Consider the following 14233-nt stretch of genomic DNA (forward strand, 5'->3'; position numbering starts at 1 on the left):
TTCGGAGCCGGGCGCGCGCCGATGGGGAGTACGCGCCCGACGTCGATGGCTGCTTAGGCGTTTACCGTCTGGGGAGTTTTGCTGGCGGCTTCTTCGGCGAGCGCACGCTCACGCTTGCCCCAGGTTTCCCGGGTGATGAGTGCTGCCCACAGGCCGATGGCTGCATAGAAGCTGAACAGCAGCGCCGGTCCCATCCAGCCCATGCTGACGAACAGCAGGGTGGTGATGAAGGGGGTGAAGCCGGAGACCATGGCGGAGATCTGGTATGACAGCGAAGCTCCGGATGAGCGGGTCTTGGCCTGGAAGAGTTCGGGGAACCATGCTCCCTGGGCTCCGGCGAGGGAATTCTGGCACACGGCGTAAGCGACGACGATTGTCGCGATGATCAGCAGGAACAGGCCCGTGTTGACCAGCATGAACATCGGGATTCCGAAGACGACGGCGAACGCGGTGGACCAGATGTAAACAGGACGGCGACCAACGCGGTCCGTCAGTTTGCCCCAGAAGTAGGTGGCGAAGATACCGATGCCGGCTGCCACGCAGAGCGCCACCAGGGTTTCAGTCTTGTCCGCCAGCTTGTTGGTGTGAAGGTAGGAAATCATGTAGGTCACGGACACTGCGTAACCGGCGGTTTCGGCAATACGGAGGCCGATGCCCCGGACAATGTTGCGCCAGTCGGTCTTGATGACATCCACGATGGGAGACTTCACGATGTCGCCCTTGGATTTGACGTCCTCAAAGACCGGGGACTCGGGAACCTTGGAGCGGATGATGAGGCCCACGGCAACCAGCACGATGCTTGCGAGGAACGGTACGCGCCAGGCCCATTCGCTGCCGAGTCCCACGCTGCTGAGGAAGACGAGGTTTGCGAGCAACAGGCCAACCGGGAAGCCGGCCTGCACGATTCCCGTGAACTGGCCCTTCTTTCGCCACGGTGCGTGCTCGTAACTCATGAGGATTGCGCCGCCCCACTCGGCACCGAAGGCCAGGCCTTGGATGACCCGTACGATCACCAGGAGCGCGGGAGCCAGGAGGCCCACCTGCTGGTAGGTGGGCAGAAGGCCGATAGCGAAGGTTGCCAGGCCCATCAGGATGAGCGAAGCCACCAGGACCGGCTTGCGGCCGAGCTTGTCGCCGAGGTGGCCACCGATGATGCCACCCAACGGACGGGCAGCGAAGCCGACGCCGAGGGTCGCGAAGGAGGCCAGGGTGCCAGTCACCGGGTCGGCGCCCGGGAAGAACGCTGTACCGAAGTACAGTGCAGCGGCGGTGCCGAAACCGATGAAATCGTAGGTTTCGATGACTGCGCCAACGCCCGAACCGACGGCAACGCGCTTTGCTTCCTTGGTTCCATGAACCGGACCACGCATGGTCAGAGCTTCATTGCTCATTTGTGTATTTCCCTTTCGAAGAGTGAGGCGCTTCTTAGGCAACTTCACTGTCGACAGTCAACATAATACGTCAACTGTGACGGAGGACACCAGCAATGTCAACAGTCAACTTCAAAGGTTGACTGTCAACAGTCAACCCGGCTAACGTGGTCTCCATCACTAAGGCCTTCTCCGGCGAGGGCCCTAACTTGAGGATCAACGACGATGTTCCATCACCGACTGGGCTGTTCTTCCATCAGCTTCCGACACCAGGATTTGGCGACTGCCCTGAAAGCCATGGGCGCCCTCGGCTTCGAAGAAATCGACCTTGGCGCGCTGCCCGGCGTTTGCGACCACGTGCCCTACGTACTGGACGCTGAGGCAGTCGAGACGGTCGCCGCCGTCGTCAATAACGCGGGCCTGCGGGTCCGCTCGGTAAACGGCGACGTCGGGGACCTGAACGCATTGCTCGACGGCGGTGCGCAGGAAGCGCGCGATCGGCACCTGGAGATGCTGCTCGCCTTGGCGGCAAAGACCGGCGCGAAGGCTCTGGTCCTGCCGTGCGGCGCGATCGACCATGACCCGGTGAAGAGCTTGGAAGAGGACATCGACGCTGTGGCAGCTCAACTGATCCACGCGTCTGCCCGCGCCAAAGAGTTCGGCGTCGAGCTGTGGACCGAATCCCTGCACTACTACCGGTTGTGCTGGAACACGGAGCGCGCCCAACTGCTCGCCGACCGCCTGGCGGGCTCCGACGTCGGAATCGTCATGGACTTCAGCCACATCGTCGCCTCCGGAGGCGACCCCCTGGACTTCGTCAATCGTTTCTCCGCCAGCATCAAACACGTCCACTTACGGGACGCTGTGCCCGCCACGGAAAACGAACCGGGGAACATCAACCTCAGCATCGGCAATGGCAAGGCCGACTTCCCTGCCGGACTCGCAGCCCTGCGGGAAGTTGGCTACACCGGCCACTTCTCCCTGGAGCTCGAAACCAGGGACGTCACCCATGATGAACGCCCGGCAGCCGCAGCCAAAGCTGCCAATTACATCACAGACCTCATCTGAACTTTTTCCACCAACCACCATTCAAGGAGCACCATGACCACCATCCAGCGCACCGCCGTCCTCACCGGAGCTACCTCCGATCGCGGCATCGGCCTGACCACCGCCCGCCGCTACGCCAACCAAGGCTGGGGCATCGTCATTCTGGACCTCGACGGCGAGAAGTCCGCCAAGGTTGCCGCCGATATAGCCAACGAATTCAACGTCCCCGCGTTCGGCTACGAAATCGACGTGGCCAACGAAGCCTCCGTCACCGCAGCCCAGGCAGCCGTCGCCGCGGAAGTTGCCGCCGGGAACCTCCCGCCCGTGGGCGCCCTTGCCAACATCGCCGGCATCACCTCGCCCATCCCGTTCCTGGAGACCACCCTCGAGCTGTGGCACAAGGTCATGGACGTCAACGCGACCGGTACATACCTCGTCACCAAGGCATTCCTTCCGGACATGATCGCCAACGGCTGGGGCCGCATCGTCAACATGTCCTCGGTCTCCGCCCAGCGCGGCGGCGGCGTGTTCGGCAAGGTTCCCTACTCCGCGGCCAAGGCCGCCATCCTCGGCTTCACCAAGGCACTTGCCCGCGAAATCGGCGAGACCGGTGTGACCGTCAACGCCATCACCCCCGGCGCCGTGGACACCAACATCCGCGTCGGCAGCACCGAAGAGCAGGAAGCTGCCATCAACGCAGGCATCCCCTTGGGCCGCAACGCCACCACCGAGGAAGTTGCCGCCGTCATCACGTTCCTCTCCTCCGAGGACTCCGCGTACCTGACGGGCACCACCATCGACATCAACGGCGGCAGCCACATCCACTAGTTCGAGCTGCTCGAAGGAAACCCAGGACCCACCATGACCAGAATCTTCAACGATCCCGCCGACTTCGCTGACGAAGCCCTCGCCGGTTTCTGTGACGCCCACTCGGACCTCGTCCGCCAGGTAGAAGGCGGCGCAGTCCGCCGCAGCCGCCCCGCAGCACCGAAGGTCGCCGTCATTACCGGCGGCGGCTCCGGACACTACCCGGCCTTCGCAGGCATCATCGGACCGGGTTTCGCTGACGGCGCCGTGGTGGGCAACATCTTCACTTCGCCCTCCACCCAACAGGCCTACTCCGTGGCCAAGGCTGCCAACTCCGGCGCCGGCGTCGTCTTCACTTACGGCAACTACGCCGGGGATGTCATGAACTTCGGCATGGCCAGCGAACGCTTGAACACCGAAGGCATCCCGGCGGAAAACGTGCTGGTCACGGACGACATCGCCAGCGCCTCCCCCGAGGAGATCGAAAAGCGCCGCGGCATTGCCGGGGACTTCGTGGTCTTCAAGGTCATGGGTGCTGCCGCGGAGGCCGGGCTGAATCTCGAGTCAGTGGTCCGCGTGGGACGCAAGGCCAACAGCCTTACCAGGACCATCGGCACTGCATTCAGTGGCTGCACCTTCCCTGGCGCCGACCAGCCATTGTTCAAGCTTCCCGAGGGACAGATGGGCCTGGGCCTGGGTATCCACGGCGAGCCTGGACTATTCGATACCGAGCTGCCGTCCGCCGTCGAGCTTGGCCAGGAGCTGGTGAAGCGCGTGCTGGCTGAGACGCCCGGGTCCGGTTCAACGCGGCTGGCCGTGATGCTCAATGGATTGGGTTCAACGAAGCACGAGGAACTGTTCGTTCTCTGGCGCACTGTGGCTCCCCTCCTCCGCGAGACTGGCTACACGCTGGTCATGCCGGAGGTCGGCGAACTGGTGACCAGCCTGGACATGGCCGGCGCTTCGCTGACGCTCACGTGGCTGGATGATGAACTTGAGCAGTACTGGACCGCTCCCGCGTTGACGCCGGCGTACCGTCGTGGGGCTGTTGGCTTCGAGGCTGCTTCGTTCGAAGACCCGGGCGTCGACGCTTCTGCCACTGACGCTGTTGACTACTCCTCCACCAGCGAGTCGCGCGAATACGCTGGGCAATGCCTCTCCGCCCTGGACGCTACTGCCGCCCTGTTGCGGGACTCCGAAACAAAACTGGGCGACATGGACGCAATCGCTGGCGACGGCGACCACGGACGCGGCATGGTCCGCGGATCCGCGGCAGCCCTCGCAGCGGCATCTGTTGCTTATGCACGTGGAGCCGGCGCTGGCTCCTTGCTCATTGCTGCCGGAGACGCCTGGGCCGACAAGGCCGGCGGTACGTCGGGAGTCCTGTGGGGTGCCGGACTGCGTGCCTTTGGCGAGCGGCTGGGAGACGCAGAAACCCCGACGCCGGTAGTCCTCGCCGAATCTGTTCGCGCCTTCGCGGACCGCATCACGAGCCTCGGCAAGGCGGACCTTGGCGACAAGACCATGGTGGATGCCCTGCTGCCGTTCGCTTCGACGTTCGCGGCGTCCGTTGCTGCCGGATCCATGGCCGAGGAGGCCTGGTCTTCCGCGGCTGACGTCTCTTCCAAGGCAGCTGCGGCCACGGCAGAACTCCGTCCGTTGAAGGGCCGCGCCAGGCCGCTGGCCGAGAAGAGCATCGGCACGCCGGATCCAGGGGCGACGTCGCTCGCCATGGTGTTTGCCGCCGTCGGGCCGCATTTCACCGCAGTTCCCGCCACTGCAGGCAACTTCGCAGCAAGCAACTAGGAGAATCACATGCGCATCATTGTGGGCGCCGACGAAGCAGGCGTTGAGTACAAAGACCGGATCCTGGCCGACCTTGAGGCTGACTCCCGGGTCACAGAGGTCATCGACATCGGAGTAAACCCTGCGGACGAGGACTTCAGCAAGCCCTATCCGTACGTGGGCATCGCGGCCGGTGAAATGATCCGCGACGGCAAGGCCGATCGGGCCATCCTGTTCTGCGGCACAGGAATCGGCGTGGCCATCGCCGCCAACAAGGTTCCGGGCATCCGGGCTACCGCTGCACACGACTCCTTCTCCGTGGAGCGATCCATCCTGTCCAACGACTGCCAGGTCCTCACCATGGGCCAGCGCGTTGTGGGCGTGGAGCTGGCGCGTCGGCTCGCCAAGGAATGGATCGGCTACGCGTTCGACCCCCAATCCAGCTCGGCCGCGAAGGTCAGGGTTCTGAGCGACTTCGAGGGCTGCTAGGCCTTCGGGGCGCTCCTGCCTCGCGCTAAACTTGACCATGACCGGTGCCCGTGCCCGTCTCCTGGCTTGGTTCTTCGCCCTGGCCGTCCTCCTTTCAAGCTGTTCGTCCGCGAACGGCGTGGACGAGGCCGCCTCCAACCAGCCGCAACCAGTCGAGTCGGCGCAACCAGCCGACTCCGCGCAGGCAGCCGGAGGGGAAGTCGCCCTCGCCACTCAAGCACCCCCGCCGGCGTCCCCCAGCCCGACTTCGGTGCCGGCACCAGTCCCGGCACCTCTCCCGGCACCAGTCGCGACGCCTCAGCCGTACTCCCTTAACCTCTACCAACAGGGCGACTTCGTACCGCAGTACACGTTCGACTGGTGCGTAGCGGCGAGCATACAGATGATGCACAATCTCATCGATGACACCGGCGGCGGTACCTGGGCCGGCCGCGCCCAGCAGAACGAGCTATGGGACATGGCGCGAATGAGGTCTTCCGATTCATTCAACGGCGCCAACCCGTTCGGTTGGGCAGCAGTGCTGACCGCGGTGGGAATGGGCCCCTACCAAGTTGTCAGCATTGCCGACTACGACGATGCCCTCCAGACAGCGGCGCGGGCCATGGCCAGTACGGGCCGCCCGGTGGGGCTGGTCATGTGGAGTGGTCGCCACGCCTGGGTAATGAGCGGATTCGAGTCACTCGGCGATCCTGCCCAGTTCCCGGAAATTCCGGTGACCGCAGTACGCGTGCTGGATCCGCTGTACCCGTACGGCAGCGGACAATGGGGGCCATCGCCGGCCCCCAACAGCCTGCTTACCCCGGATCAGCTGGCGACACAATTCGTGGTCCGGGAGCCGCGACGCTGGAGCAGTGCGCTCCCCGCCGGGTACCTGCTGGTGCTTCCCCGGCCCTGACCAGCCCGCCGGGGCCCCGCGACTGCAGCTAGAACCCGCCGCCACCACCGGCATCGCCAGCCATGTTGGCGAAACGCGAGTAGTGACCCTGGAACGCCACGACGATGTCCTTGGTGGGGCCGTTACGGTGCTTGGCGATGAGGATGTCGGCTTCGCCTGCACGCGGCGATTCTTTGTCGTAGACGTCTTCCCTGTGGAGGAGGATGACCATGTCGGCATCCTGCTCGATGGAGCCGGATTCACGGAGGTCGGAGACCATGGGGCGCTTGTCCTGGCGCTGTTCGGAACCACGGTTCAGCTGCGACAGCGCAATGACGGGGACCTGAAGTTCCTTGGCGAGCAGCTTGAGGGCACGCGAGAACTCGGAGACTTCCTGCTGGCGGGACTCCACTTTCTTGCCCGAGCTCATGAGCTGGAGGTAGTCGAGGATCACGAGTTTGAGGTCATGCTGCTGCTTCAGCCGGCGGCACTTTGCCCTGATTTCCATGAGCGACATATTGGGGCTGTCGTCAATGAAGAGCGGGGCATCGTTCATTCGGCCCATGGTGGTGGCGATCTTGGACCACTGCTCGTCCTTGATCGTGCCCTTACGAAGGTCCTGCAGTCCGATGGTCGCTTCGGCGGAAAGCAGGCGCATCGCGATCTCGTTCCTGCCCATTTCGAGGGAGAACATGACTGTGGCCAGGTTGTTCTTGATAGCGGCGGAGCGGGCGAAGTCCAACGCGAACGTGGACTTACCGACGGCAGGGCGGGCAGCGATAACGATCATCTGGCCCGGGTGGAGTCCATGGGTCAGTTCGTCGAGCTCATAGAAACCGGTGGGAACGCCAACCATGCCTTCGCCGCGATGCCCGGAAGCTTCGATCTCGTCCACGGTGGACTCCATGACGTCCTTCAACGCCACGTAGTCTTCGGCAGTACGCTTTTCAGCAACCGCGTAGACCTCGGCCTGTGCCTGGTTGACGAGGTCTTCCACTTCGCCGTCCTGGCCGTAGCCCATCTGGACGATCTTGGTGCCGGCGTTCACGAGTCGGCGCAACACTGCGCGCTCTGCCACGATCTCGGCGTAATAGCCTGCGTTGGCGGCTGTGGGAACGGTTTGGATGAGCTCGTGCAGGTAGGCCGGTCCGCCGATCCTGTTGATCTCTCCGCGCTTGGTCAGCTCATCGGAGACCGTAACTGCGTCGGCAGGTTCGCCGCGGCCGTAGAGGTCAATGATCGACTCGTAAATGGTCTCGTGGGCGGGACGGTAGAAGTCGTGGCCACGGACAATTTCGACGACGTCTGCGATTGCGTCCTTGGACAACATCATGCCGCCAAGGACTGACTGCTCAGCGGGGATGTCCTGCGGAGGTTTCCGGCTCGAGTCCGAAGCGCGTGCGCCCTCGATTGAGTCCAAGTGCGTAACTGACAAAGCCGTCCTCCATTTGTGTACCGCTGCAGAGAGTTAGTCCTCAGTGGTGCGTAAAGCGCAGGTGTACCTGGGATGGATTGCCCGAGCCTCCGGACCAGCCGAGTGCTCCTGTTATATCCATGGGGGTCCGACAATTTTCGGCTTTCCCCAATTTCCACAACTTATCCACAGAAGTCTCCCCAAGCACGTTTGCGCGCGGCTGCCTGAAGGTCACTGAGAGGGCAAATTCCATACTGAAACAGGTACCCGAGCCACGTTAGCGGTGCGCAGTCCGGGCGCAAAGTCCACTGTCAAGCCCACATGTGGATAACCTGTGGAATACCGCCCCCACGTTGTGCACAGTCTGTGCGTTACCCTGTGGATAGAGAAATTCTTTTTGCGGCAACTAGCTTCTGACCTGCGGAAACACTCATCACAGCCTGTGGAGCAAAGAAAGTTTTGGTGGAAAATCATCCACAGACCCGGCACGGCCGGCTGGTCGTCGTAGCCCAAAATCCATGCTAAACATGCCGCAAATGTGATGCGTCTTACAAAGAGGGCCCTAATTTGACACTGTCCTCTCAGAAGTCTATGCCGGGAATGGAATGTGCTGTGGATAACCAAGTTCTGGCATAAGCTCTAAGCATGGGGATGAACTTTGGTGACGTGCTGATGATTGCCCTTCCGCTAATTGTCCTCCTGGGCCTGCTGTGGGCGCTTTCAGCGGCTTTCAAACCGCGCGACACAGGCCTTTCGGATGCCGAGCGTTATCAACACGAACTTGCGGCCCGGTCCGCAGCGCACCAAGCCTCCCAGGTTCAGGCGGCCCTTGCTGCCCGCGCCAAAATCGAGGCTTCCACCAAGCCAAGCCAGAACGAGGCCCAGCACACCCAGCAGACGGAACAAAGCCGCGCTGCTCATCAGGCTCAAGCAGCCAGGACGGCCGGCGCCCAAAGCGGGCACCAGCCAGCGGTGCTTCCCAATGGCCAGCTCAATCCCCAGCTCGCCTTCGACTTGCAGAACCTGGTCCGCAGCGGGCGCAAGATCGAAGCCATCAAGGTCTTCCGCCAGGCAACCCATTCAGACTTACTCACTGCTAAGAACTACGTAGATCGGCTCTGACAACGCCATGGATTCCTTGTTTATCCCGCTCGTAATTTTGATCGCGGTCATTGCGGGCGTACTGCTGCTTATGCGTTCCTTCAGCAAGCGTTCGGCCGAGACCAAGGCCGGCGCCGCTGCGGCCAACCCACCCAAGGATCCAGTGCAGTTGGCGAAAGAATCGGCGGCGAAGCTGAACGAGGAACAGCACAGGCGGCTCTACTCGCTTATTGCCCAGGGCCAGGGCATGGCAGCGATCAAGCTGTATCTGCAGGCCACCGGTGAGGGTCTACGGGCATCACGCGACGCCGTGGGCGCTCTGGCCGCACACCCCCAGCCCTTCACGCCGGAGGCGCAGCCCAAGGATCTCCTGTCGGACGACGACGACGAGCCCGAGCGCTTCCCGTACCGGTACCGGGCAATAGTCAGCAAGGGCGATGTAACGCGCGAAGTGAGCAGCAACATGCTCAACGACGAGATCTACGGACGGATCCGTACCTTGGCAAAAAGCGGTGATGTGGAGGGCGCAGCATTGGCACTGACACGCCACTCGGACATCACCATCAAACAGGCCCGTGAATTCATCGAGCTCCTGGAAGACTAACGGCGGCTAGAAATCGAAAAGGTCTCCCAGGAAGCCTTCCTTCTTCTTGCGTTTACGGCCATATTCGTCGCGACGGTCATAGTCACCCCTGCGCTCATAATCCCGGCGGTCATAGTCGCGTCGATCGCCGCGGTCATCGTAGCGGGGTTGTTGGGGCCGCGATTCAAAGGGGTTGTAGACGGGCGGCGGTGCGATCGGAGGGTGCGGCGGGGCCGGCGCCTGCCTCGCAGGGGCCGGCATGGAGTCGGCAGCGACGCGATCAATGATCTTGTCCAGCTCACCGCGGTCCAGCCATACACCCCGGCATTGCGGGCAATAGTCAATCTCCACGCCGCTTCGTTCGCTCATCACCAGGTCAATGGAATCCACAGGACACTTCATGCTTGGCCCAACGATCGGACCCGGTGAAAAGTTCGGACTACCTGCCGGCTGAAATGCCGGCCAGCAGCTGTTCGAAGGGCAGTGACTCCAGCGCCGGGGCCTTGCGGCCCGGCTGGGCGCCACTGAGCAGTTGCACGAGTTCGCCGGCCGCCCGGTCCACTCGCGCTGAGAGGGGCGAGCCGCCGTCGTCGTTTCCCCAGTCCTGGGGCCCGGCGAAGACGCCGGTGGCAGCCGTGCGGGTCCTGAGGTAGCTGAACAGCGGCCGCATGGCGTAGTCCAGGACCATCTGGTGGCGGTCGGTGCCGCCTGTGGCGCCAAGCAGTACGGCTTTGCCGTCGAGGGACTTGGGGTCCAGGACGTCGATGAACGACTTGAAGAGGCCGCTATAGGACGCGCTGAAAACGGGACTGACGGCGATGATTCCGTCTGAATCCTCGACGCCGGCGATCACTTCTGCGAGGCGGGGCGCGGCATAGCCGGTCACGAAGTTGTTGGCGATGTCCACCGCCAGGTCCCGCAGCTCGACGACGTCAATCCTCACCTCATATCCTGCCGCGCGCAACTGCCGCTCGGCGGAGGCGGCCAGTTGGTCCGCCAGCAGGCGGCTCGACGACGGGACGCCGAGTCCGGCGGAAAGGACGGTGATGCGGCGGGTTTCCATGGCATTCTCCTGTTGCTCGTTCATTCCCAGCTTACATGCATATGCATCTAAATGAGTGAACGAGGGAGCATCACGAAGTATTCCCATAGGTACGGTCAGGGCTTCCCCAGCTGAAGAGCCAGGTCCCATCCGGACGTCGAGCGACGAACGACGGTAAAATTAAGGCTAGAGGTGCATGGCGATGTCTATGGCTTTTGTTGTTGTCCTGGTCTTGTTGGGTGCGGCTTCCCTTGCCGCGGCGATAGGCACGGTGGCGTTGGTGATCCGCGACGGTCGCGGGGAGATTCCACTGGAACCCCCGGTTCGGCCATGGTCAGCGGGACACCTCCCAAGCCGGCCGTACTCCACTCTTCCCCACATTTAGCTCACTTCGACCTGGCGGCGTGCGTGGACAGGAAGTCGAAGGTCTTGTCCCTGGCATCGCGCGCCTCGGCGAAGTTCAAGTGGAACTGGTACTCATGCGGCAGTTCGGGATCGTGGTCCGCGGCCCAAAACAATTCGGTCACCGGAACACCCGCTTCCTTCAGGCGATTGCTGTAGGGAACCGACTGAAGCCACGTCAGACCATCGCCGTTGCCGCCGCTGATGAAGGTCGGCGGGAAATCCTTGGTTACAAAATCAATGGTGGACATGGTGCTGCCCGCATATGTGGAGGACCAGTCCTTCGTTCCGGTGTAGGCCCACAGCGAGGTTTTGAAGCCCCACGCAACCAGGCCATTGAGGTCGGCCATGGCCCGCAGGTCATACACACCGCAATGCAGGATGGTGGCCGCGAGGTCCGATTTCTGGAGCGCGGGCTGGATCCCCATCAGGTTGGCATACTCGGGGTTAACAGTGAGAGTGGTCATTTGGCTGGCCAACTGCGCGCCTGCTGAATCGCCAGCCAGAACAATCCGGGTGGTGTCCACGTTCAATTCACTGGCGTGCGCTTTGATGTAGCCGAGCGCATCGTTGATGTCCCGTATCGCGGTGGGGTAGACGGCCTCCGGCGCGATCGGGTAGCTCACCCCAATGGTCGTGTAGCCCTCGGCAGCAAGAATCCGAAGATAGGGTTCCACATCGCCTTGAGCCCCCGAGATCCACGCACCGCCATGGATCCAGACGATCGTCGGGAGCGCCTCGGTAGTGCCGGCAGGACTGAAAACATCGAAAGTAGAACCGGGCTTATAAACCACACCGGCCCGCTCCTCCAACGGAGTGTCCGGGACGTAGGGCGCCATCTCGTCAATGGTGGACTGCGCTCCGCGCTCAAAAACACTGCGAATCAACATGGCGGAGGGCCAAGGAGTGGCCGACAGGGCAAGCAGGATGACCAAGATCAGAATGATGGCGAGGTCGAGTTTCCTCACTCGGGCAGGACGCCGTCGTTTGGCCTGCACAGCTGCCCTGGAACCGGGACCTAAAGGGGAACCACCTCCCTCATCCGTCCGGGCTGTTGCCGCGCCAGTCACGTTGGCTTGAGTCGATTCCAATGGCCCCATTACACACTCCCCCAGTTGGTGCACCTGTGGACCATGCTAAGTCTGCGGGGCTGGATCATGAAGGACCCGCCGATTGAGATCCCCCGCGTCCCGCAAGTTCAGGGCAGCGGGCGGGCCGCCTTGAGCAAAAGCCCTTCACCGCCGTCGAACGTCACCGCATGAAAGCCGGACCCGCGCGCGACCTCGCGAAAGCCCCAGCGTTGGTGAAGTTTGAGCGACGCCGCATTGCCGGCATTGACCACATACCAGGCCTCGTCCGTCCTCGCCCATATCCACTCCAGCCTCTTCTCCGTCAGGGCCGCCGCAACTCCCTGGCGCCGAAAATCCGGCGCCACGGTAATTCCGCCTAGATAATAGCCAGCCGGCGCGCGGCCGGCACCGCAGTCATGGAAGTGTGTTTTGGCCCAACCCACGACGGCGGAACCTGGGTTCCAGGGCACGTCCGCCGGCGTTTCGGCCACCAGGACGAGCCGTCGAGGGTCGCTGATCGCGGCACGGATCGCTGCTTCAAAACGGCTGGCAGCACCTGCGGAAGTGCGACCCGCGGCGACCTCCACACCGGCCATGGCCGCAACGTCATTCTCCAGGGCCGGACGTATCAGGAGAGCCATTGGCTCAGTCTAATTTGTTGAGGAGGCTTGCATTATGAGTTTAAACTCATAATATGGGATCAGTGATGTGGCCTGTCTCACGGCGCGCATCAATTCCAAGCCTTCAGAGTGGAAGGCCCAACGATCGGATTCCCCCATGTCAGACATTGCTGTTCTGATCAACACAGCTGTAGCGGTCTTGGCCGCCGTCGTGCTGATCGTCCGCTTCAGAGTCAACCCCGTCATCTCCCTGGTCATCGCCTCCGTGTACCTGGGCCTGGCCGTCGGCCTCGGCGTCGAAGAGACCGTCAAAACCATCACCTCCGGCTTCGGTGAGATCATGGTGGACGTCGGCCTGCTCATCGCCTTCGGCGTCTTAATGGGCTCCATCCTCAATCAGAGTGGCGCCATCCGGCGCCTTGTGGAGCATCTGCTCAAGACTTTTGGCCCGAAACGCCTGCCTTACACGATGGGCCTGGCAATAGGCACGCTCCTCCAGTCCATCTTCCTTGACGTCCTGCTCGTCATCTCAGCCCCGCTGGCCCGCAAACTCGCCCCGAAAATCGGAAAGCTGGGTACGGCCCGCATGGCAACCGCCATGGCCATCGCCCTGGAATGCGGCATTGTCTTTACGGTTCCGGGCGTTGCCTCGCTGGCGTTGGCAGGCCTTCTCAACGTTCCACTCGGCAAGATGCTGCTCTTCGGCCTGTTGCTGGTTATTCCGACCATCATCATTTCCATTGCCATCATGACGTTCCTCTTCCGCCGCGGTTTCTGGAATGAAACCAAGGACGAGGACCACACCTTCGTGGCCGAGGAAGACAGCGAGGGCGAGGAGCCCACAGGCGGCCCCCTCCCCGCAACAAATACCGCCGGCAAGTCCCCAGTCGGCTCCAACACGAAGCCAATCGGCGCTGCAGTTGCTGTTGCCGAACGCGAGAGCAAAGAGAAGCCGCTGATCATGCTCTTTGCACCGCTCCTGACTTCCCTGATCCTCATCGGCGCCGGAGCCATCCTGCAGATTTTCAAGATTGATCTGCCCTGGCTCCAATTGCTTGGCGAACCCGTCATCGCCCTTCTCATCGGACTCATTGGTACGTGCCTTGTCACGCGCGCATCCATCGGGCAGAAGAAGGTTGAGGAGGCCATCACTGTCGGCTTCAAGGAAAGCGGCCAGATCCTGATCCTCACCGGTGTGGGCGGATCCCTGGCGGCCACGGTAAAGGCCGCCGGCCTCGGCGATATCCTTGGTGGCTTCTTCTCAGCGAGCACCGTCGCCCCGCTCCTGGTGGTCTGGGCCATCGCCGCAGTGCTGCACATCGCCGTCGGGTCTGTCACCCTGTCCGCCATTACGGCAGCCGGCCTGCTGACACCCATCGCTCCCGCGATCGGCCTGGATCCAGTACTGCTCGCCCTCGCAGCCGGCGCCGGATCGCTCTTCATGGTTCACGTCACCAGCAACACGTTCTGGCTCCTGCAGTCCCTTTTGGGCCAGAGTGTGAGGGGTGCATTGAAATCGGTCACCGTGGGAGTTTCGGTAGCCTCGGTGGTCGCGATCTTGCTGATCCTGCCCATGAGCCTGCTGTTCTAATCGCCCCGCCAACCGTCCCATCACGAAGCACGCACGAG

Annotated in this window: 15 protein-coding genes; 9 read left to right on the forward strand and 6 right to left on the reverse strand. The window is 62.5% G+C overall.

The genetic code is table 11. The features are described 5' to 3' along the window. Positions 1-53: 53 nt before the first annotated feature. Positions 54-1391, reverse strand: a complete 1338-nt coding sequence (locus tag AC6I99_RS21965) for an MFS transporter (protein WP_224165874.1) — start codon at positions 1389-1391, stop codon at positions 54-56. A gap of 204 nt (positions 1392-1595) precedes the next feature. Here AC6I99_RS21965 and AC6I99_RS21970 point away from each other — a divergent pair, with 204 nt between their 5' ends. The 5 genes from AC6I99_RS21970 to AC6I99_RS21990 are packed head-to-tail and all read left to right on the forward strand — an operon-like array spanning position 1596 to position 6393. Continuing rightward, positions 1596-2438 (forward strand): sugar phosphate isomerase/epimerase family protein, encoded by an 843-nt coding sequence (locus AC6I99_RS21970; protein WP_224165875.1) that lies wholly within the window; start codon positions 1596-1598, stop codon positions 2436-2438. 33 nt (positions 2439-2471) lie between these two features. Further along, entirely contained in the window at positions 2472-3245 is a 774-nt protein-coding gene (locus AC6I99_RS21975; RefSeq protein WP_224165876.1) for an SDR family NAD(P)-dependent oxidoreductase, read from the forward strand. 33 nt (positions 3246-3278) lie between these two features. Beyond that, a complete protein-coding gene (locus AC6I99_RS21980; protein ID WP_497961862.1) occupies positions 3279-5030 on the forward strand; it encodes a dihydroxyacetone kinase family protein in 1752 nt (583 codons plus the stop codon). Between the two features lie 9 nt (positions 5031-5039). After that, positions 5040-5498, forward strand: a complete 459-nt coding sequence (locus AC6I99_RS21985) for a ribose-5-phosphate isomerase (protein WP_224165878.1) — start codon at positions 5040-5042, stop codon at positions 5496-5498. A gap of 37 nt (positions 5499-5535) precedes the next feature. Continuing rightward, positions 5536-6393, forward strand: a complete 858-nt coding sequence (locus tag AC6I99_RS21990; RefSeq protein WP_224165879.1) for a hypothetical protein — start codon at positions 5536-5538, stop codon at positions 6391-6393. A 28-nt stretch (positions 6394-6421) separates the two neighbouring features. On the opposite strand, the gene dnaB is transcribed toward AC6I99_RS21990, so the two are convergent. After that, positions 6422-7807, reverse strand: a complete 1386-nt coding sequence (gene dnaB, locus AC6I99_RS21995) for a replicative DNA helicase (protein ID WP_224092586.1) — start codon at positions 7805-7807, stop codon at positions 6422-6424. A gap of 630 nt (positions 7808-8437) precedes the next feature. Here dnaB and AC6I99_RS22000 point away from each other — a divergent pair. Then, entirely contained in the window at positions 8438-8908 is a 471-nt protein-coding gene (locus AC6I99_RS22000; RefSeq protein WP_224093934.1) for a hypothetical protein, read from the forward strand. A gap of 7 nt (positions 8909-8915) precedes the next feature. Further along, positions 8916-9491, forward strand: a complete 576-nt coding sequence (locus AC6I99_RS22005) for a hypothetical protein (protein ID WP_224092578.1) — start codon at positions 8916-8918, stop codon at positions 9489-9491. Between the two features lie 6 nt (positions 9492-9497). On the opposite strand, the gene AC6I99_RS22010 is transcribed toward AC6I99_RS22005, so the two are convergent. Both AC6I99_RS22010 and AC6I99_RS22015 read right to left on the reverse strand, forming a co-directional pair. Further along, positions 9498-9860 carry a TFIIB-type zinc ribbon-containing protein gene (locus AC6I99_RS22010; protein WP_309931460.1) on the reverse strand — a complete coding sequence of 121 codons (363 nt, stop codon included), beginning with the start codon at positions 9858-9860 and terminating at the stop codon, positions 9498-9500. Between the two features lie 49 nt (positions 9861-9909). After that, positions 9910-10533 carry an FMN reductase gene (locus AC6I99_RS22015; RefSeq protein ID WP_224167597.1) on the reverse strand — a complete coding sequence of 208 codons (624 nt, stop codon included), beginning with the start codon at positions 10531-10533 and terminating at the stop codon, positions 9910-9912. 187 nt (positions 10534-10720) lie between these two features. Between AC6I99_RS22015 and AC6I99_RS22020 the strand changes: the two genes are divergently transcribed. Further along, a complete protein-coding gene (locus AC6I99_RS22020; protein WP_224165881.1) occupies positions 10721-10897 on the forward strand; it encodes a hypothetical protein in 177 nt (58 codons plus the stop codon). Between the two features lies 1 nt (position 10898). Here AC6I99_RS22020 and AC6I99_RS22025 read toward each other — a convergent pair whose 3' ends face one another. Both AC6I99_RS22025 and AC6I99_RS22030 read right to left on the reverse strand, forming a co-directional pair. Continuing rightward, a complete protein-coding gene (locus AC6I99_RS22025) occupies positions 10899-11882 on the reverse strand; it encodes an alpha/beta hydrolase (protein ID WP_309931463.1) in 984 nt (327 codons plus the stop codon). Positions 11883-12112: 230 nt separating this feature from the next. Then, a complete protein-coding gene (locus AC6I99_RS22030) occupies positions 12113-12625 on the reverse strand; it encodes a GNAT family N-acetyltransferase (RefSeq protein WP_497961864.1) in 513 nt (170 codons plus the stop codon). Positions 12626-12761: 136 nt separating this feature from the next. Here AC6I99_RS22030 and AC6I99_RS22035 point away from each other — a divergent pair, with 136 nt between their 5' ends. Beyond that, on the forward strand, positions 12762-14195 hold the full coding sequence (locus AC6I99_RS22035) for a GntP family permease (RefSeq protein ID WP_497961865.1): 1434 nt from the start codon (positions 12762-12764) through the stop codon (positions 14193-14195). Positions 14196-14233: the final 38 nt, after the last annotated feature.

It is taken from the genome of Arthrobacter sp. TmtSoilC77 (genome assembly GCF_059739415.1).